At 65.6% G+C, this 19,362-nt stretch carries 20 protein-coding genes; 5 read left to right on the forward strand and 15 right to left on the reverse strand.

All coding sequences use genetic code 11. The features are described from left to right. Window positions 1–211 precede the first annotated feature (211 nt). The 5 genes from G4223_RS03200 (at window position 212) to G4223_RS03220 (ending at window position 6,925) form a co-directional block, all read left to right on the forward strand. Window positions 212–2,569 (forward strand): serine hydrolase, encoded by a 2,358-nt coding sequence (locus tag G4223_RS03200; RefSeq protein WP_163674916.1) that lies wholly within the window; start codon window positions 212–214, stop codon window positions 2,567–2,569. 81 nt (window positions 2,570–2,650) lie between these two features. Further along, window positions 2,651–5,008: a heavy metal translocating P-type ATPase gene (locus tag G4223_RS03205; RefSeq protein WP_163674919.1), complete on the forward strand. Its 2,358-nt coding sequence runs from the start codon at window positions 2,651–2,653 to the stop codon at window positions 5,006–5,008. Further along, complete coding sequence (gene cueR / locus G4223_RS03210) at window positions 5,005–5,403, forward strand: Cu(I)-responsive transcriptional regulator (RefSeq protein ID WP_163674922.1); 399 nt, start codon at window positions 5,005–5,007, stop codon at window positions 5,401–5,403. The genes G4223_RS03205 and cueR overlap by 4 nt, the downstream gene beginning before the upstream one ends. Before the next feature lie 84 nt (window positions 5,404–5,487). Beyond that, window positions 5,488–6,666, forward strand: a complete 1,179-nt coding sequence (locus tag G4223_RS03215; RefSeq protein ID WP_338086804.1) for a divergent polysaccharide deacetylase family protein — start codon at window positions 5,488–5,490, stop codon at window positions 6,664–6,666. 58 nt (window positions 6,667–6,724) lie between these two features. Then, a complete protein-coding gene (locus G4223_RS03220) occupies window positions 6,725–6,925 on the forward strand; it encodes a heavy-metal-associated domain-containing protein (protein WP_163674925.1) in 201 nt (66 codons plus the stop codon). Here G4223_RS03220 and G4223_RS03225 read toward each other — a convergent pair. From G4223_RS03225 to nifE, 15 genes are all read right to left on the reverse strand, one after another. Beyond that, complete coding sequence (locus G4223_RS03225; RefSeq protein WP_163674928.1) at window positions 6,922–7,812, reverse strand: alpha/beta hydrolase family protein; 891 nt, start codon at window positions 7,810–7,812, stop codon at window positions 6,922–6,924. The genes G4223_RS03220 and G4223_RS03225 overlap by 4 nt on opposite strands. A gap of 198 nt (window positions 7,813–8,010) precedes the next feature. Then, a complete protein-coding gene (locus G4223_RS03230) occupies window positions 8,011–8,289 on the reverse strand; it encodes a ferredoxin family protein (protein ID WP_163674931.1) in 279 nt (92 codons plus the stop codon). A 10-nt stretch (window positions 8,290–8,299) separates the two neighbouring features. Beyond that, a complete protein-coding gene (locus G4223_RS03235; RefSeq protein ID WP_163674935.1) occupies window positions 8,300–9,598 on the reverse strand; it encodes an FAD-dependent oxidoreductase in 1,299 nt (432 codons plus the stop codon). 15 nt (window positions 9,599–9,613) lie between these two features. Then, window positions 9,614–10,705: an electron transfer flavoprotein subunit alpha/FixB family protein gene (locus tag G4223_RS03240; protein WP_163674938.1), complete on the reverse strand. Its 1,092-nt coding sequence runs from the start codon at window positions 10,703–10,705 to the stop codon at window positions 9,614–9,616. Window positions 10,706–10,718: 13 nt separating this feature from the next. Then, the gene (locus G4223_RS03245; RefSeq protein ID WP_163674941.1) at window positions 10,719–11,561 is read right to left on the reverse strand and encodes an electron transfer flavoprotein subunit beta/FixA family protein; all 843 of its coding nucleotides are present in this window, start codon (window positions 11,559–11,561) and stop codon (window positions 10,719–10,721) included. A gap of 23 nt (window positions 11,562–11,584) precedes the next feature. Continuing rightward, a complete protein-coding gene (locus G4223_RS03250; RefSeq protein ID WP_163674944.1) occupies window positions 11,585–11,923 on the reverse strand; it encodes a nitrogenase-stabilizing/protective protein NifW in 339 nt (112 codons plus the stop codon). Between the two features lie 15 nt (window positions 11,924–11,938). Continuing rightward, entirely contained in the window at window positions 11,939–13,063 is a 1,125-nt protein-coding gene (gene nifV / locus G4223_RS03255) for a homocitrate synthase (protein ID WP_163674947.1), read from the reverse strand. Between the two features lie 11 nt (window positions 13,064–13,074). Next, window positions 13,075–13,386 (reverse strand): HesB/IscA family protein, encoded by a 312-nt coding sequence (locus G4223_RS03260; RefSeq protein ID WP_163674950.1) that lies wholly within the window; start codon window positions 13,384–13,386, stop codon window positions 13,075–13,077. Window positions 13,387–13,528: 142 nt separating this feature from the next. Then, window positions 13,529–14,536, reverse strand: coding sequence for a zinc transporter ZntB (locus G4223_RS03265; protein WP_163674953.1), 1,008 nt, complete (start codon window positions 14,534–14,536; stop codon window positions 13,529–13,531). A 65-nt stretch (window positions 14,537–14,601) separates the two neighbouring features. Beyond that, complete coding sequence (locus G4223_RS03270; protein ID WP_163674956.1) at window positions 14,602–15,189, reverse strand: nitrogen fixation protein NifQ; 588 nt, start codon at window positions 15,187–15,189, stop codon at window positions 14,602–14,604. Window positions 15,190–15,201: 12 nt separating this feature from the next. Further along, window positions 15,202–15,498: a ferredoxin III, nif-specific gene (fdxB, locus tag G4223_RS03275; protein ID WP_163674959.1), complete on the reverse strand. Its 297-nt coding sequence runs from the start codon at window positions 15,496–15,498 to the stop codon at window positions 15,202–15,204. A gap of 29 nt (window positions 15,499–15,527) precedes the next feature. Next, window positions 15,528–15,998 (reverse strand): NifX-associated nitrogen fixation protein, encoded by a 471-nt coding sequence (locus tag G4223_RS03280; protein WP_163674962.1) that lies wholly within the window; start codon window positions 15,996–15,998, stop codon window positions 15,528–15,530. 4 nt (window positions 15,999–16,002) lie between these two features. After that, window positions 16,003–16,422 (reverse strand): nitrogen fixation protein NifX, encoded by a 420-nt coding sequence (gene nifX / locus G4223_RS03285; RefSeq protein ID WP_205762355.1) that lies wholly within the window; start codon window positions 16,420–16,422, stop codon window positions 16,003–16,005. A gap of 49 nt (window positions 16,423–16,471) precedes the next feature. Continuing rightward, window positions 16,472–17,848, reverse strand: a complete 1,377-nt coding sequence (nifN, locus tag G4223_RS03290) for a nitrogenase iron-molybdenum cofactor biosynthesis protein NifN (protein ID WP_163674968.1) — start codon at window positions 17,846–17,848, stop codon at window positions 16,472–16,474. A 5-nt stretch (window positions 17,849–17,853) separates the two neighbouring features. Further along, a complete protein-coding gene (gene nifE / locus G4223_RS03295; RefSeq protein ID WP_163674971.1) occupies window positions 17,854–19,233 on the reverse strand; it encodes a nitrogenase iron-molybdenum cofactor biosynthesis protein NifE in 1,380 nt (459 codons plus the stop codon). Window positions 19,234–19,362: the final 129 nt, after the last annotated feature.

The following is a 19,362-nucleotide window of genomic DNA, read 5'->3' on the forward strand; positions in this document are numbered from 1 at the left end:
TAGAAAAGTATAAGGTTCATGCGGCGGGCCAAGCCCCGGCCGCGTGGGGCGCAGGTTACACGCCATCAATTCGCGACGCCATAGGCTTCGCGGCCCGTTTCCGCTGTCGCCGCCACAGGGATGGGCCAAGGACGGCGGCAAGAAGCGTGGGGCGTGACAGGGGCAACTCTTTCTCCTACAACGGCAGTGTGTATCAATGGTGGAAACTCGGATGCCCCCTTCGGTCACCTCTCAGCGGGCTTGTCTGGTCGCCGCCGCAATGGTTGTCGCCGTGCTGGTTGCGGGGATGGTGTGGGCGGTTCCGCCGTTGCTCACCGCCTTTGCTGCCATGGGCGTCTATTTCGTGTCGGTGGCGACCTACGAGTTGGCGGTTCTGCGCGTGCATCGCCGGGACAGCACCGGACTGGACTGGTCGTTGTGGCGGGAACGCCGCTTCGACCGGAAACGGGTGCTGGTGAAGCTGGTCGGGCTGTTCGGGTCGTGCGCGGTGGTGGTCGGGGTGCATTGGCTGTTCCGCATCTATGACCCCGGCCAGATGGAACTGGCGGGGTTGGTCGGCTTGGTGCTGTCGCCGCTGGGAGTGGGGCTGGCTGTCGGCTATGTCCTGGTGATCGACACCGTGATGGTGCGGCCCGAGGACGGCTACTGGCATGTCGGCAACCTCTTCCTGGGCCGCTTCGACCGGGTGGAACGGGACGAGTTGCGGGAACACGCCTTGGCCTGGACCATCAAGGGGCTGTTCCTGCCGATCATGTTTGTCTATCTGGTCGGCACGCTGGGGCGGCTGCAACATGATATCGGTTTCGTTTCCGCCGGTTATGTTCCCTTGGTCCGGTGGCTGGTGGACTTCGCGGCGGCCGTCGAGCTTACCGTAGTGTGCGTCGGCTATTCCTGTACCTTGCGGCTGTTCGACGCCCACATCCGTTCGTCGCACCCCTTCCTCCTCGGCTGGCTGGTCACCCTGGCCTGTTACGAGCCCTTCAACAAAGTGGTGACCGGGACCGTCCTGCGTTACAACGACGGACATTATTGGTTCGATTCCTTCGGCGACGTCCCGCTTATGGCGATTCCCTGGGGCGCGGCGCTGTTGGCTTCCTTCATCTTTTGGTTGTGGGCGACGACGGCCTTTGGCCTGCGCTGGTCCAACCTCACCCATCGCGGCATCGTCACCAACGGTCCCTACCGTTTTACCAAGCATCCCGACTACCTGTCGAAATCCATCTTCTTCTGGCTGGTGAACGTGCCGTTCCTTTCCACCGCCGGGGTGTTCGAGGCAGTGCAGGGATCGCTGATGCTGGCCGGCGTCAACCTGATCTACTATGGCCGGGCCAAGATGGAGGAACGCCACCTGTCCCGTGATCCGGCTTATCGTGCCTATGCGGCGGCGATCCGGGAGCGGGGCCTGTTCCGTTTCCTGCCCGGTCTGGCGACCAGGCTCGCCAGGATGCCGAACCGGGTGGCCGGAGGGAGACGCGTGCGGTTCTGGCTGCCGGTGGGCGCGGCGTTGGCCCTGGCTGGGGGGGGCGCGTTGAATATCCGGTCGGGGGCGGGGACGGATGTCCGTGACGTGGTCACGACCTTCATGGCGCGTCACCATATTGCCGGCGCGGTGGTGGCATATGGACCTGTCGGCGGCAAGCCGGTCGTGCAAGCCTTTGGTGAGTTGGACCCGTTGACACATGTGCCGATGCGGCCCGATCTTCGCTTCCACGTCGCCAGTCTTTCCAAACCGCTGACTGCCGCTGCCGTCTTCGCCTTGCGGCGCGAGGGACGGCTTGCCCTGGATGAGCGTTTGGCGGACATTTTCCCCGAAGTCGCCAGGGCGGCGGATGCACGATATGGGGAAATCACTGTCCGCCATCTGCTACAGCACACCGCCGGCTTTGACCGCACCGGCACCTTTGATCCCATGCTGGAGCCCGAGGCGGTTCTTGGGCGCGGCGGCGCGGATGTGGATGTATGCGACGGCATCGCGGAAGCCATGCTGGAGCGTCCGTTGCAGTCTCGACCGGGAACGACCCAGGTTTATTCCAACCTCGGCTATTGCTGGCTGGGACGGATCGTCGCGCGGCGCGCGGGCATGCCGTATGAAGAATATGTCCGCCAACAAGTCCTGGCGCCACTGGGCCTGCGGTGCCAGATCGGCGAAAGCGGGCTGGCGGCGGACGGCTTGGCCCAGGGGTACCTCGGTTCCGCACCACGCCCGCAGCCGTTACCCCATGATCGCCGGACAGAGGGGATGTGGCGTCGTCTGGGGGCGGCTGGCGGTTGGATTTGTTCCGCCGAGGAGTATTTTCGTTTCGCGTCGCAGGCGGTGGATCCCGAGGCACTGGTGCCGCCGTCGTCCGTGCCCTCGTCCTTCAGCTTTTACGGTTTGGGGTGGCGAGTTTGGCCGACGCGACATGTTCTGACCCACTCCGGGTTCATGCCGGGTGTGTTCAGCTTGACCATGAAAATGGCTGACCAGTGGGTGGTGGTGGCTCTGTTCAATGGTGGGGTCGATGACGGGCTGGAGGCCTTTGGCGAACTGTTCGAGGGCTTGTCCCGCGTCAATCATGACGGCGCCTGAAACACGGGCCTGCGGTAATGCTTGACCTTCCAGCGACTGAAAGGTCAATTCTTGGCAGGGTCGGAGCAAGGAGACGCAGCCATGACCCCTGTCACCCTCAGCCTGCCGGTGCGCGGCATGACCTGCGCCGCGTGTTCGACGCGCCTGGAACGTGTGCTGGGCAAGTTGCCTGGGGTGGTGGCGGCCAGTGTGTCGTTGGCTTCCGAAACCGCCGATTTGCGCATAGATCCCGCCCGGACCGGTCCTGAACAGGTGGCCGAGGCGGTGACCAAGGCCGGCTTCTCGGTGCCCGAGGAAAGTTTCGAACTGGCCATTTCCGGCATGACCTGCGCCGCGTGTTCGACGCGCCTGGAGCGGGTGCTGGGCAAGCTGGCCGGCGTGCGCCGGGCCGAGGTCAATCTTGCGGCCGAGCGGGCCAACGTCACCGCCCTGGCCGGTGCGGTCACCGTTGCCGGTCTGGTGGTGGCGGTGACCAAGGCCGGATTCGGTGCCCAGCCGGTGACCGGCGGCCAGGACCAACTGGCGCGTGAGGAAGAGGAGCACGCCGCCGATCTGCGTCGCCAGACGGTGCGTCTGGTGGTGTCGGCGGTGCTGACGCTGCCCTTGGTGGTGGGGATGGTGGTTCCGGCGCTGGCGGTCCCGGCCTGGGCCCAATTGGTGTTGGCGACGCCGGTGCAGTTCTGGATCGGCGCCCGCTTCTATGCCGGCGCCTGGGCGTCGCTCAGGGGCGGGGTGGGGAACATGGACGTGCTGGTCGCCATGGGAACCTCGGCCGCCTATGGGTTGTCGGCGTGGCACATGGCCCAAGGGCATTTCAATCACGACGTGATGTATTTCGAGGGCGCGGCGGTGGTCATCACCCTGGTCCTGTTGGGCAAGGTGCTGGAGACGCGGGCCAAGCGCTCGGCGGCCGGCGCCATCCGTGCCCTGATGAAGCTGCGCCCCGACACCGCGCGGGTGGAACAGGACGGGACGGTGATCGAGTTGCCGGCCGACGTGGTGCCGGTGGGGGCGATGGTCCTGGTGCGGCCGGGCGAGCGGGTGCCGGTGGACGGCATGGTCGCCGATGGCGTCAGTCAGGTTGACGAATCCCTGGTAACCGGGGAAAGCCTGCCGGTGCTCAAGGAAGCCGGGGCCGAAGTGGTGGCGGGTGCGGTCAACGGCGACGGCCTGTTGCGGATTCGCGCCACCCGCGTCGGCACCGACAGCACCATCAACCGCATCATTCGCATGGTCCAGGGCGCCCAGGCGTCGAAGGCGCCGGTGCAAAAGCTGGTGGACCGCATTTCGGCGGTGTTCGTGCCGGCGGTGGTGGCGGTGGCTGCATTGTCACTGTTGGGATGGGGATTGGTTGCCGGCGATTGGGGACAGGCGGCGGTGGCGGCCATTTCCGTGCTGGTGATCGCCTGCCCCTGTGCCTTGGGGCTTGCCACTCCCACCGCCATCATGGTCGGAACCGGCACCGCCGCCCGTCACGGCATCCTGATCAAGGATGCCGAGGCGCTGGAACGTGCCCACGCGGTCGGCGTGGTGGTGTTCGACAAGACCGGGACCTTGACCGAAGGACGGCCGGCGGTGGTGACCCACCAGGGCGATTCCGATCTGGTGCGGCTGGTGGCCTCGGCGCAACAGGGCAGCGAGCATCCGCTGGCTCGGGCGGTCCTGGCGGCGGCCGAAGGCTTGGTCTTGTCGCCGGTGGCCGGGTTCCGCAGCCTGCCGGGACGCGGTTTGTCGGCGACGGTTGACGGGCGCTCCCTGATGGTGGGCTCGGCCCGTCTGATGGCGGAAAATTCCATCGATGTCGGCCCATGGCGCAGCGACGCCGAAGCCGAGGAAGCGCGCGGGCGCACCGTGATGTGGGCAGCGGAAGGCAACCGCGTGCTGGGTTTCATCGCCGTGGCCGATCCGGTCAAGCCAAGTGCCGCCCAGGCTGTCGCCGGCCTTCGCGCCCAGGGGATCGAGACGGTGATGCTGACCGGCGACAACGCCCGTGCCGCCGCCTTCGTCGCCGCCCAGGTGGGGGTGGACCGGGTGCTGGCCGAGGTGTTGCCCGAGGACAAGGCGGCGGAGGTCGCCAAGCTGAAGGCCGAGAACAAGGTGGTCGCCATGGTCGGCGACGGCATCAACGACGCTCCGGCTTTGGCGGCGGCCGACATCGGCATCGCCATGGGCACCGGCACCGACGTCGCCATGCAGGCCGCCGGGATCACCCTGGTCAAGGGTGATCCCGGTCTGCTGCCGGCGGCGTTGTCGGTGTCGCGCGCCACCTATGGCAAGATTCGCCAGAACCTGTTCTGGGCTTTCGTCTATAACGTGGTCGCGTTGCCGGCGGCCGCGCTCGGGTTGCTCAATCCGGTGATCGCCGGGGCGGCCATGGCGTTCTCCAGCGTGTCGGTGGTATCCAATTCCTTGCTGCTGCGGCGCTGGAGGGGACGATGAATATCGGAACGGCGGCGGCACGTTCGGGCGTGCCGGCCAAGACCATCCGTTATTACGAAGGCATCGGCCTGATCAACAAGGTCGGACGCACGGCGGGCGGGTATCGCGATTATTCCGACATCGACGTCGAGACGCTGAAATTCATCCAAAGGGCGCGTTCCCTGGGATTCTCGGTCAAGGATGTGGCCGATCTGCTGGCGTTGTGGCAAGATCGCGACCGCGCCAGTTCCGAGGTCAAGCGTATCGCCGAGGGCCATGTGGAAGCCATCGGCCGCAAGATCGTCGAACTCGAGGAAATCCGCCGAACGTTGGAAACCTTGATCCATCGTTGCCATGGCGACGACCGGCCCGATTGCCCCATCCTGGAGGGGCTGGCCCATCCCTGTTGCTCCTGAGCGGGAAAGCGGCGCGGTTGCGGTCGGCGGGGCCGTCCCGCTATAACCCGTTCTCTTGTATTCCCAGGAAAGGAGAAGCCGGCGGTGTCGCGGCGCGAAATCCGGCGCATGCTGATGGAACCCAAACATCGGCTGGTGGAACGGCCGTGGGTGGTGCCGGCGTTGATGGCCGTGGTGCTGGTGGCCGGCGTCGGCATCGGGGTCGGTGTGGGCGTCAGCATGTTGCCCGACACGCCGGAACCCCGTGGCGTGACGACCGCCTGGGAACAGGCTGAAATGGCGGTGGACCGCCCGCCCCGGCGCGAAGGCGGGGTGGAACTGCCGGACGGCGACATGCCGCCTTTCGTGCCTATCGTGCCGTTGCCGCGTCCGCGTCCGGGGGGCGCCAACGACGACGGCATGCAATATATCGAGGACGTGCCCCAGGCCGATGTCGCCGACGACGTGCAACCGCCGCCGGTCTCCGAGGCTCCGGCTTTCCAGGCTCCGGCCCAATCCGCGTCGCTGATCCTGCCCTCGCCGCCGGTGGTGGCGCCGGGGCAACCGGCCTGGGTGAAATACGCTGTGCCAGCGCCGCCGACCCACGGCCGGCCGATGATCGCGGTGGTGATCGACGATCTGGGGGTGGACCGCCGACGTTCGGAAAAGGTCATTCCGTTACGCGCGCCGCTGACCCTGGCCTGGATGACCTATGCCCAGGACTTGCCGCGCCTGACTCACGAGGCCCGCGCCCATGGCCATGAATTGCTGGTGCATGTGCCCATGCAGCCGCAAGGCGGCAATTGGGATCCCGGTCCCGATGTGCTGGAGGTCGGCGTCCATCCCGAGGAAAACCGTCGCCGCCTGACCTGGGGGCTGAACCGTTTCGAAGGCTTCGTCGGCATCAACAACCACATGGGGTCGCGTTTCACCGGCGACCGGGTCGGCATGGTCGTGGTGATGGAGGAACTGCGTCGGCGCGGCCTGCTGTTCCTCGATTCGGTGACCACCGAGAAAAGCGTCGGCCGCGAGACCGCGCGCTCTTACGGCGTGCCGTTCGCCGCCCGCAACGTGTTCATCGACAACGAGCAAAGCGTCGCCAAGGTGCTGGCACAGTTGCAAAAGGCCGAAGCACACGCCCGCAGATACGGTTCCGCCATCGCCATCGGCCATCCCCACGATTCGACCATCGAGGCGTTGCGGCAATGGCTGCCCGGTCTCGAGGCCAAGGGCTTGGTGCTGGTACCGGTCAGCGCCATCGTGCGGGCCAACGCCATCCCTTGACCTTCCCCCGGTGGGAAGGTTCACATTGGGCCAGGATCACATCTCGGGAGAGTTCCCCATGACCAGCACCTATCGCGTCACCGGCATGAGCTGCGGTGGTTGCGCCCGTTCCGTGGAAACCGCCATCAAGGCACTGGCGCCCGCCGCCATTGTCAACGTCGACCTGGACGCCAAGGCGGTGACCGTGGACGGCGCCAGCGCCGACCAGGTCAAACAGGCGGTGGACGATGCCGGCTTCGGTTTCGAGGGCGCGGTCTAAGCAACCACCCGGTCCGGCCACGGATTGACGCCGTCTTGCAGCCAACGCACGGTGTCGGGCCAGAAGCGGTCGGCGTGGCGGTCGTGGAACATGCTGAAATGGCCGACCCGGTCGAAGCCCAGGTCGGCCGGCAGTACTTCCGCCTGGATGCGCCGCGCCCCGGTGTAATAGTCAAGCCCCGCCCGCACGGCGTCGCGGGTGCCGTATTCGTCGTCCGACAGGGCGATGGACAGGATGTCGGCCCGCACGGCGGCGAAGTTGTGCAGAATCGCCGTCCGTTCCGCCGCCGGATAGCTGGATTCCATGCGGCGGCGGCGGAAGCTCCATTCCAACGCCACGCCGGCCGGCAAGTCCTCGAGCCAACCCAGGCGCTTGCCGGGGAAATAGCCCAATCCCAGGGTCAGGGCCGGCATCACCACATGCCAGCGCCACAACAGGCCCAGACGCTTGGTGGAACGGTAGTTGCGCCAGAACGCATATTGCCCGCCGATCGCCAGGATGCGGTCGATGCGTGACGCCATCGGCGCGAAACCGGGCAGGAAGCCGCCGATGCTGTGGCCGACCACGCCCAGGAAGCCGTGCGGGTCGCGCAGGCGGGCCCAGTGCACCACCGCGTCGAAATCAAATTCGCCCCAATGCCGCCATTCCATCCTGAGATCGCGCAGCCGTTCGGGGCGCGAGGCACCGATGCCGCGATAATCGTAGGTGACCACGTCAAAGCCCTGGTTGGTCAGGAAGCGGGCGTAGCGGTGGTAATAGCCGGCGGCGACGCCGGTGGCGGCGTTGACGATGACCGTGCCGTTCCGGGGGCCTTGGGCGGATTGCCACAGATGCCCGCCCAGGCGGAAACCGTCGCGGCAGGAAATGTGAAGGGGTTGGGCGTCCAAGGGGGTGTGGTCCGGGGTGGTTGCGGTCGGACCAGCATAGTAGGGGCGGCGTCGTGTCGCCGCCAAACGAGAAGAGCTTGCCCCGCCCTTAAGGGAAGCTTGTCGAGGACAACCCCCGTCCGCGCCGATCCGCCAGGGAGGAGAGCGGGCGACGCGGACGGGGGTAGAGAGGCGCAAGGGGGAAGGGGGATGCGCCGCTCAACCGAACTTGAACAAGATGCCGTAGCCGCCGCGCGGATAATCCCACTGAAGCTCGCCGGTGCCGGCACAGATGACGCGGCAGGTGCCGCATTCCAGGCAGCCGTCGGGGGTGACGACCACCGAACCGTCTTCCTCTTCGGCGTAACAGCCGGCCGGGCACACGGTGACCAAGCTTTTCAGGGCCGGCGACGGCGCGCCCTTGGCGACGATGGCGATGTGGGGGTGTCCCTCGTCCACCATGTAGCGGTTGTTGTAGAGTTTTTCCTCGACCTTCATCGTCGCCTCCTCAGCGCCACGCACGGGCGATCTTGACCGCGTCGCCGATCAGGCCGCGCAGACGGCGCCCCGAACGGAAGGTGCGGAAAATGGTCTTTTCCTTGTCCAGCTTGGGCATGCCATCGACACGGAACCAGGTCTCTGCCGCCTTGCTGAGCAGGTTGGGGTAGGTGGTGACGAACTGCCGGTTCTCGTGCAGGATTTCCGGCAGGTTCTTGTATTTCTTCAGGTCCTTCATGACGAAGCTGTCTTCCAGCGTCTTGCGGTAACGCGCCAGGTTGGCTTCGGTCATGGACTTGCCCTCGGCCTTCAGGGCGACCACGGTCTCGGCGGCCATGCGACCGGTCTCCATGGCAAGGTTCGAGCCCTCGCGGTGCATGGAATTCACGAACTGGCCGGAATCGCCGACGATCAGCCAGCCGTCGCCATGCAGCTTGGGGATGGCCTTGTAGCCGCCCTCGGGGATCAGGTGGGCGGCATATTCCTTGACCTCGGAGCCTTCGATCAGCGGCGCGATCGACGGATGCTTCTTGAACTTGTCGAGCATCACGTAGGGGCTGGTGCCGCTGTCGCGGAAGTCGGATACCAGACAGCCGATGCCGACCGACAGCGATTCGCCGTTGGTGTACAGGAAGGCGGTGCCCATCAGGCCCATGGTGACGGTACCCAAGGCCTCGATCACCACGCCTTCGTTGTCCTTCACGTTGAAACGCTGTTCGATCACCTCACGCGGCAGGAAGTGCATCTCCTTGACCGCCAGCGCGGCGTGTTCGGGCTTGATCTCGTCGCGGATGCCGGAACGCTGTCCGACCAGCGAGTTGACGCCGTCGGCCAGGATCACCACGTCGGCGTGGATGACGCTGTCGTCGCGGTCGGTCTTGATGCCGACCACCTTGCCTTTTTCGTCGCGGGCCAGTTCGGTGACGGTGGTTTCGCACACCACCAGGGCGCCGGCCTCGCGGACCTTGGAGTTGAACCACTTGTCGAACTGGGCGCGGACGATGGTGTAGCGGTTGGGACGTTCCTCGTTGAAGGTGTCCGAACGGTAATGGGTGCCGCAATGGGACCTGTCGTCCAGCATCCACAGGCGCTGCTCGACGATGTGACGTTCGAGCGGCGCTTCCTCGCGGAAGTCGGGAATGATCTTCTCAAGGCTGGTGGCGTACAGGATGGCGCCCTGGACGTTCTTCGAACCCGAGGTTTCGCCGCGCTCCACCTGAAGCACCGACAGGCCGGCCTTGGCCAGGACATAGGCGGCGGAATTGCCGGAGGGACCGGCTCCGACCACGATGGCGTCGAACTTTTCCATGGTGGGGGCTCTCCTTTACTCGGCCGCTTGCGAACGCGACAGGTGACGGCGGAACGCCTCGGTCAGCGCCGGCAGTACGGTCAGCGCGTCGCCGACGATGCCTTGGTGAGCGAAGTCGAAGATGGGCGCGTTGGGGTCGGTGTTGATGGCCAGGATCTGGTCGGCGCCTTCGACGCCGACCCGGTGCTGGATGGCGCCCGAGATGCCGGCGGCGATGTAAAGACGTGGCCGGATGGTCTTGCCGGTCTGGCCGATCTGGCGCGAGGCATCGATCCAGCCCTTTTGCACCAGTGGCCGCGAGCCGCCATATTCGGCGCCCAGGACGGCGGCCAGATCCTTGACCAACTTGAAGTTCTCGGGCTTGCCCAGGCCGACGCCGCCGGCCACCACCACGTCGGCATAGGCCAGGTGCGCGTCTTCCTTGGCGGCGTCGGGGATGAAGTCCAGAATCTTGGTGACCACGCTTTCCTCGGCCATGCCCAGCGGATGCAGCACGATGCCGCCGCTGCGGCCCGGCTGGCGGTCGGGCATGGCCATGACGCGCGGGCGGATGGTCGCCATTTGCGGGCGGACGTTCAGGGTGTAGATGGTGCACAACAGCGAGCCGCCGAAGGTCGGGCGGGTGGCGCCCAAGGAACGGTCGTCGTCGATGGCCAGCGCCGTGCAATCGGCGGTCAGGCCGGTCTTCAACGTGGTCGCCACCGATCCGGCGAGGTCGCGGCCCAGGTTGGTGGCGCCCAGCAACAAAATCTCGGGCTTGTAGGTGTTGACCAGTTCGGTCATGCCCTTGGTGTAGGTTTCGTTGCGGTAATCGGCCAGCAACGGGTCCTGGATGGTGTAGACCTTGTCGGCGCCGTATTCATAGGCGGTGGCGATGGCGGCGTCGCAGCCGTCGCCGCTGGCGCCCATGACCACGCCGGCCAGTTCCACGCCCAGCTTGTCGGCCAGCTTGCGGCCTTCACCCATCAATTCCCACGACACCGGGTGAACCTGGCCGCGTTCCACTTCCACGAACACCCAGACGTCCTTGTAGGTCTTGAAGTGGTCGGACAGTTCGGCCTTCATCTTGCCGCGCGAGGGCGCCGCGGCGGGTTTGGCTTCGCTCATCTCTCAAGTCTCCTTAGGCGCCGGTCTGGCGGAAGAGGGTCTCTTCCAGCCGGCCATCGGCGGCGAACAGGGCGGCCACGGTGGCGGAGGCGATGTCGCCGCCCTCCGCGGCCTCGATCATCTTGGCCTTTTCCTTGCGCGGCTGAGGGGCGAACACCTTCTTGACCACGGTGGGCGACCCCTTGAGGCCGCACAGCGCGATGTCGGCGATGCCGGCGGCGGCGGCGTTCCACACGGTGATCTCGGTGCGGGCGGCGCGCAGCATGTCGGCCATGGTGCCGCGGCGCACGGTGTTGGTGTGTTCCAGCATGGTGACCAGGCATGGCAAGGCGGTGGTCAGAACCTGCACGCCGCCTTCGGCACGGCGCTCGACGGTGATCTTGCGGGCGCCAAGATCGACGGCGCGGATCTTTTCCACATAGGTCAACTGGTTCAGCTCAAGACGCTTGGCGATGCCGGGTCCGACCTGGGCTGTGTCGCCGTCGATGGTCTGTTTGCCGCAAAACACCATGTCCACCGGGTCGGTTTCCGACAATTTGGCGATGGCCGAGGACAGCGCGAACGATGTGGCCAGAGTATCCGACCCGGCGAAGAAGCGGTCGGACAACAACACCGCGGCGTCGGCGCCGATGGACAGCGCCTTGCGCAACGCCTGATCGGCCATGGGCGGGCCCATGGTCAGGACGGTGACCTTGCCGTTGAACTGGTCGCGCAGGCGCAACGCTTCTTCCAGCGAATAGAGGTCGTAGGGGTTGATGATGGTGGGCACACCCTGGCGCATGATGGTGTTGGTCACCGGATGCACGCGAATCTGGGCGCTGTCCGGCACCTGCTTGATGCAGACGACGATATGCATGGGTACTCCTGGGCTCGGGCTGCTCAGCGGACAGAGCGGATGGACGACAGCGGCACGAAACCGGTCTTGGTGTCCTTGAAGACCTTGAAATCCTTGAGACCCTGGCCCGAGGCGAATTCGAGATAGGCCTTTTCCAGGGCATGGCGGCAGGCGACGCGCTGGGCGCCGTCCTCGAGCGCACGCAGTGCCGACATGTCCAACAGCGCGTTGAAGCGCTTGAGGATATGCAGGCGGTGGACGCTGACCACCTGTTGGTCGAAGGCGACGTCAAGGATGTCGAAGAATTCCTCGGCGGCGGACAGCCGGGCGAGGGTGTCGAGGAAGCTGCCGTCGGCAGGCTTGCACTGGGCGGGGCTGCACATGGTGGCTCTCCTTGTTCAGTTCACCGGCGCTTCGGCGAGGAAACGGCGCAAATCGTCGGGCGAGGGGGGGCGCTTGGTCTCGGCGGCCAGCACGCGCACACGGGCCAGCATGGCGCGGGCCTGGGGAACCGTGGGCGCCAGACCAAGCTGGGTGCAGGCGTGCAATACCGAGGTCAGCCCCGAATGCTTGCCCAGCACCACGCGATGGGCTCGGCCCAGTTCCAGCGGGTCCAAGGCTTCGTAGTTGCGGCGGTCGCGCAACAGGCCGGAAACGTGGATGCCGCTTTCGTGGGTGAAAATGGCGTCGCCGACGATGCTCTTGTTGACCGGAACCGGCCGGCCGGAAGCGTCGGCGACCAACGCCGAGACCTTGGACAGCGCCGTCTTGGCGACGGCGCAATCCAACCCGTAAAGATGGTCGAGCGCCACCACCACTTCCTCGAGCGGGGCATTGCCGGCCCGTTCGCCCAGACCGTTGACGGTGGTCGAGACGTGGCTGGCGCCCCCCTTGACGGCGGCCAGGGAATTGGCGGTCGCCAACCCCAGATCGTCGTGGGCGTGAATTTCCAGTTCCAGCGAGGTGCCGGACCGCAGGCGCTTGAACAAGTCATGGGTGGCGAACGGGTCCAGCACGCCCAAGGTGTCGGCGAAACGGAAACGGCGTGCGCCGGCGCTGGCACAGACGCCGATGACGTCTTCCAGGAAGGCCGGATCGGCCCGCGACGAATCCTCGCCGCCCACCGCCACGTCAAGCCCGGCGTCGCGGGCCCGGCTGACCATGGTGTAAACATGGGCCAATGCCCAGGCGCGGTCGCGGTCCAGCTTCTTGGCCAATTGCTGGTCGGACACCGGAATGGACAGGTTGACCATGGAGACGTCGCATCGCAACGCCGCCGCCAGGTCGTCGTCGCGCATGCGGCACCAGGCGATCAGCCGGGCGTTGAGGCCCAGCGCCGCCACCGCGCGGATCGAGGCGCATTCCTCTTCGCCCATGGCGGGAATGCCGACCTCGATCTCGGGTACGCCGGCCTGGTCCAGCGCGCAGGCGATGGACAGCTTTTCCATCAGGGTGAAGGCCACCCCGGCGGTCTGCTCGCCGTCTCTCAGCGTGGTGTCGTTGACGACGATGGCTGCGGTCATGGCCCGGCTCCTCAGCAGCTGCCGCCGCTGCACGAACACTTGCCCCCCGCGTTGGGGTTTTCGAAGATGAAGCCGGAATCGGGGCCGGCGTTGACGAAGTCGACCACCGTGCCGGTCAACCACATGACCGAGGATGGATCGACGTAGACCTTGATGCCGTCGAATTCCATGATCTCGTCGCCGTGCTCGGCGTCGTTTTCCAGGACCAGGGAATATTTCAGGCCGGAACAGCCGCCCGAGGCGACGCTGATACGCAAACCCTGGGTGTCGTCCTCACGCACGCTTTTCACGGCGGCGACGGCGCGGTCGGTGACAGTCAGCATGGCAACCCTCCTGGTGACGAAACGGTAACCCGTCTGTCACCAAGCAAGGTTGATGCCAATTCATAGATATTTGTATTTGCTGTGTTTTATTGATTTAAGGGCTGTCGGCAATGCGACGTTTGTCGGATTGCCGACAGGGGGCCTACACCCATTTCAGCCGTTTCAGGGCCAACCACAAGATGGGCATCAAACCAATGGTAATCAGGCACACCTGCCAGAACGCCCAGGGATCGTCATGGCCGGGAATGCCGCCGACATTGGCGCCCAGCAGACCGGCCACCAGACTGGGCGGCAGCAACAGAGCCGTCAGCACGGTGAAGCGGTTCGAGGTGCTGGCGATCTTTTCCGAGATTTGCGCAGCCAGATCCTCGTGCAATACGGTGGTCCGGTCGCGCAGGGCGTCCAGATCCTCGATATGGCGGATCACCTTGTCGGTGACCTCGCGAAGCCGCAATTTGGCGTCACGCGACAGCCAGGTGGCGTCGTCGTGCTGGATGCGGTAAAGCGCGTCGCGCTGGGGACCGAGATAACGGCGCAGGTGGATCGACTGGCGCCGCATGCGGGCCAGTTGCGGCCGTAATTCGGTGTCGGCGGTGCGTTCCAGACAGGCATCCTCGAGTTGGGCGACCACGCCCTCCATGTCCTCGATCACCAGTTCCAGGTGTTCGACCACCCGTTCGGCGATCTGGGCTAGCAATCCGCCGGGGCTGCGCGGCCCCTTGCCGGCCAGCAGCGACAGGCGGATGGCCCTGAGCGCGCTCAACTGGTGTTCGGTGTCGCGCAGAGATATCAGCCGGTTGGCCTCGGCCCAGACGTGGATGGGAACCAAGGACGTCTCGCCGGAACCGTCGGCGACGTTGACGCCGCGCAACACCACCATCAGATTGTCGTCAACGTCCTCGACGCGGGGGCGTGAATCGTCGGCCAGCAGCGCCAGCGCCACCAACGGGTCGATGCCGCTTTGTTCGCGGATCCATTGCGCGGCCACCGGGTCGTCGCGTTCCAGGTGAATCCACAAGAAGCCGTCTTCGGGGCGCCATTTCGCGATGCCGTCCCAATCCAGATCGGTGCAGCCGCCGTGACGGTCCAGCAGGGCGGCGAAGCGAAGACCGGGCTGTTGTCCGGCCTTGATGTCCAGGGCGTTCTGCATGGGCGCACCTTTATCCGCGGGAGTTCCCGTGGATAACGCGGCCGCGCGGCCATTTCAAGGCAGCATCACCCCATGTGGGTGGCAAGCAACAGACTGGAACCGCTTTCCGGGCCGAAACAACGGATATTGCGGCGGCATTCGGCGCAATCGACGGTGGCGCGGCAATCCAGGCCGCCGGCCAATTCGATCTGGCGCCGGAAGAACGGTTTCCAACGCATGTCGTCGTGGTTGCATGCCGCCAGTTCGGTGAAATGGAACGCCAGGATCAGGCAAAGGTCGGGGCGGCCGCTCAATCCAAGTTCCTGCCACAACAGGCGCGGCGCCTGGGCGCGGCGGGCGATGACGTGAGCCAGCCAGCGTTCTTCGATGGCGCCGGCGGCGCGGTGGCGCAACAACAGCGAGCGCAGGGCGCTTTCGTCCACGGTTTGCGCTTCGCCGCATTGGCTGTCGGGATCAAGGCCGGCCAACAATTCCGGCGCGTGGGGAAAGAAGGTGCCGACCAGGGCGGCCATTTCCTCGGCCGACAGGCCAAGGGAATCACCGAGCGGCCGGCCTTCGGCCTGGGTCAGGGCGACGACACAGGCGAACAGGTGGCGGTCGAACGGATCGCCGCCACCTCCTGCCATCAAGCGGCCATATGCCCGTGCGGCCATGGCCGGAAAACCCTAGGCAGCCATGGATTCGTGCTTCTGCGCCTTGGTGCCGCAGACGGTCTCGCACGAACCGCAACCGATGCAGTCGCCTTCGTTCGACACCACCATGACTTTGCGCTCGATGTCCTCGCCGTCGTCGAACGGGTCGCACAGTTCGCCGTCTTCGTTGATGCCCTTGAGCTCCAGCACGCCCTGGGTGCAGACCTTGTAGCAACGGCCGCAGCCGATGCACAGTTCGTCGCTGATGCTCAACAGGTACTTGGGCGTCCACGGCTTGCCGGAACGGGTGGTGAAGGTACGCAACGACATGGTTGTCCTCTCCTCTCTCCAAAAACGGCTCAGGCCGCCGCCACGTCGGGGAACTGACGGATGGCGGCGATGCCTTCCTCGACCAGCTTCAATGCCTTGGTCTCCATCTGGACCAGATTCTCGTAGCCGAAGCGGTGCAATTCGCGAACATAGGCGTTCACCGCAATCAGACGGCCGGTGATGATGACGATGCGGCCCCATCCTTCGTGATGGATGTTCATGATCGGCGCGGCGGCGATGCCGGTCTCGCGTTCGATCAGCCAACAGATCGCCATGTAGATCTGTTCGACACGGCCCAGGATGTCGGGGTCGGGATCGCCGAACATGGGGATGTCGCGCTTTTGCACCTTGGTGACCACGAAGGGGGCCAGCAATTCCTCGTCCGTGTCGGCCTCCATGGCGCCCGAGCGGTCCTGGGCCCGGATCAGGGTCAGAAGGGCTTGGATGAAGGGGCGCTTGAGCGCCTCGCGGTCGGCGTCGTCGAGTACCAGCGTGTTCATGGGCCTATTCCTCGTCGTCGATGAAGCGGTCGGGGCCGGTTTCGGAATCGCGAATGACCTTGCGCAGCCACGGCGGCGGGTTGGATTTCAGCATGCCACGCACCTTGTCGATCACCGCGGCGATAGTCTCGTCGTCGGGCAGCTTGATGGGGTGGACGTGGGCGCGTACCACGCGCGCCGCCGCCGGCCCGCCGATGGCCCGCACGAACAGCAGGGCAGACCCTTCCAAGGCTTTGATCTTGCTGGCCAGACGGTCGTCGCCATCTTCCTGGTGCTGGCCTTCCTCTTGGCTGACATTGTCGAACTGCACCGCCTCCAGGAAGGTGTGGTCGTCGGGGCCGACGTCATAGAACATGAAGGTCTTGGCGCTGGCGAAATGGGCGTCCACGGTCTGACGGTCGTGGGTGGCGAAGGCTACGCGCATGTGTCCTCCTTTCAGCGACCCCTGGGGGCCTAAATCCTCTGTTCGGGCTTCAACCAGCCGCAACCGCCGGGTCACCATGGGCGTGCTCCGCATGCTGGACGGGCAATGAGGTGCCGTGGCCGTGGCCAGGATGCTCCATCAGGATGTTGCCCAGGGTGAAGATCAGGTCTCGCGTGCCGCGATAGCCCAGGCTGATCTGGTGTGCCGCGCCCAGGCGGTCGAACACCGGAAAACCGGCGCGATGCAGCGGGATGCCGTGACGGCCGGCGATCAGGCGGGCGTTGGCGTTGGCGATGATCAGGTCGGCGCCGCCGGCTTCCAGGATCTGGTCCTCCAGGTCCTCGAAGTCGCCGATGATGGCGGTCTCGGACGGCAGTTGCGACAGATGCGGGCTGGGCAGGGCCGAGACCGCGCCGACGATGTGGGCTCCCATGTCGGCGCACAGGCTGGCATAGGTCCACAGGAAGGACGGTTCGCCCGCCACCGCGACGGGACGGCCGGCGAAAAAGAAATGGCCGTCAAGCATGGCGTCCACCAACTGGCTGCGCTGGCGCCGGTATTTGTCGGGAACCGGCATTCCGGCGGCCGTGGACAGGCACACCATCAGCTTGTCCACCGCCTCGAGCCCGGTCAGACGGTCGAACAGGACGAAGGGAACCCCGGTCCGCTCCTCAAGCGTTTCCGCGCATTGGCGCATGTGTTCGCCCACCGCGATGGTCAGGCAGGCGCGGTTCATGCCCTTGACCTGTTCCAGGGTGGTGCCGCCCAGGGTGGTCGGGACGTAATGGTCGGGGACGTGGCCGTCCAGCGATCCCGCCAGATCGGGCAGCATCACCGGCTCCAGGCCGAAATCCTCGACGATTTCCTTGAGCGTCTCGACGTCGCCCGGCGTCAGGTGACATCCGGCAAGCACGTTGACCCGCTTGAGCGGCGGCTGGCTGCTGGAACCGGGAACCAGGGCGCGGATCATGGCGCCCACCGCCTTGCCCCAGCCGGTTTCCAGCGATCCCTCGAAATCGGGAGCCGAGCAATAGACCACCGAGGTCCCGGCCAGATCCTTGGACCGGGCCAGGATGCCCTTGAGGTCGCCGGCCATGTCCTCGCCCCGCGTCTCGGTCAGCGCGGTGGAGATCAGGCCGATGATCTTGGGCTTGGCGCGCTTGACCATGTTGTGCAGCGCCTGCTCCACCTGGTCGCTGCCGCCCAGGATGGTCGAAACCTCGTTCATGGCGGTGGTTTGCAGCGGGATGGCCTCGCGGAAATGGCGGACCATCATCACCAGGGCGAAGGCGGTACAGCCCTGGCTGCCGTGGAACAGCGGCAACGAGCCTTCCATGCCGAGAAAGGCCATGGCGGCGCCCAGCGGCGCGCTGACCTTGAGCGGGCTTGTGGATAACGGCTTGTTGTGGTTGATCACAAGGGCCATGGTGCTTACACCTCCCACGGAGCAGGTTTGCGGATCTGCTCCCAGATCGGGTTGTTGATCATCAGGTCGATCTGGCGAACCATCTCGACCATGCCGTCATAGGCGGCATAGCCCACGTGGCGTTCCTGGTTGATGTCGAGCCACGGCGTCCTGGCCTTCAGCGCCACGAATTGCGAGCGCCCGCCCGACAGCATCATCTCGGCCTTGCCGTCCTTGAACATGGCGTACATGTCGCGCGGCGTGATGGCGTCGGCCAGCTTGTCCTCGTCGCCGCCCAGGCGCTCCAGGGCCTTGGCCGCGTCCTCGGCGGTGGCCTTGCGCACCGAGCTGCCGACCACCTCCATGCCCACTTCCTGCAACGCCTGGATCACCGACCAGCTTTTGACGCCGCCGGTGTACAACAGGACCTTGCGGCCCTTGAGACGCGCCTTGAACGGTTCCAGCCGGGCCCAGGCACGGGCTTCCTCCTCGGCGATCAACGCCTCGGTGCGGTCCGTCAGGGTGGGGTCGGCGCCGCGTTCCACCAGCATGCGCGCGATGGCGCGCAACGCTTCCGACGTGTCGGAAATGCCGTAGAACGATCCCTCGAAATAGGGGATGGCGTATTTTTCCTTCATCTTGCGGGCCAGCGTCACCAATGCCTGGCTGCACAGCACCATGTTGGCGCGGGCGGTGTGTGCGCTGGCCACGTCCAGATAGCGGGCGTCGCCGGTGATGGAACAGCGCAGCCGGATACCGAGGCGGGCCAGCAGCGGCCGGAACTGGTCCAACTCGCCGGCCACGTTGTATTCGCCCAGGATGTTGATGTCGCAGGCGCCGACGTCGTCGGGTTGGTGGGTGCCGATGACGTATTCGAACAGCGATTCGCCGCCCAGCCGGTTGCCCAGGTTCTTGGAGCCGACGAATCCCGGTGCGTTGACCGGCACCACGGGAACGCCCATGCGTTCGGTGGCGGCCTTGCACACCGCCTCGACGTCGTCGCCGATCAGCGCGCCGACACAGGTCTGGTAGACGAACACCGCCGGCGGGTTATGACGCTTGATGGCCTGACGGATGGCCTTGTACAGCCGCTTCTCGCCACCGTTGACGATGTCGAGGTTCTGCATGTCGGTGGTGAAGCCGAGGCGGTAAAGCTGCGATCCCGAAGAATGGGAATTGCGGGTGTCCCACGAATTGCCCTCGCAGGCGATGGGGCCGTGCACCAGATGCACCACGTCGGTGATCGGCTGAAGGGCGATCTTGGCGCCGTCGAAACAGCAGCCGCCAGCGGCGGCGCCGGGGGTCAGCGGCTTGCCGCAGCCCTTCTTGCGGTCTTTGTCCGACTTGGCCTGGTTCTTGGCACAACCGGGCTCGACGAACAGGTCCTGAATCTTCTGCTTGAGCATGGGTGGCGGCCCTCCTCAAAGGTCAATGTGGAGGAAAGCAAGAATCGGGCCATTTCAGGAATGGCCGAAATGCTGGGGTCGCCCCCGGCATTGTCGGGGATGCGACACGACATTGTCGCAAGGCGGGTT

It is taken from the genome of Magnetospirillum aberrantis SpK, assembly GCF_011022235.1.
Lineage (GTDB): Bacteria > Pseudomonadota > Alphaproteobacteria > Rhodospirillales > Magnetospirillaceae > Magnetospirillum > Magnetospirillum aberrantis.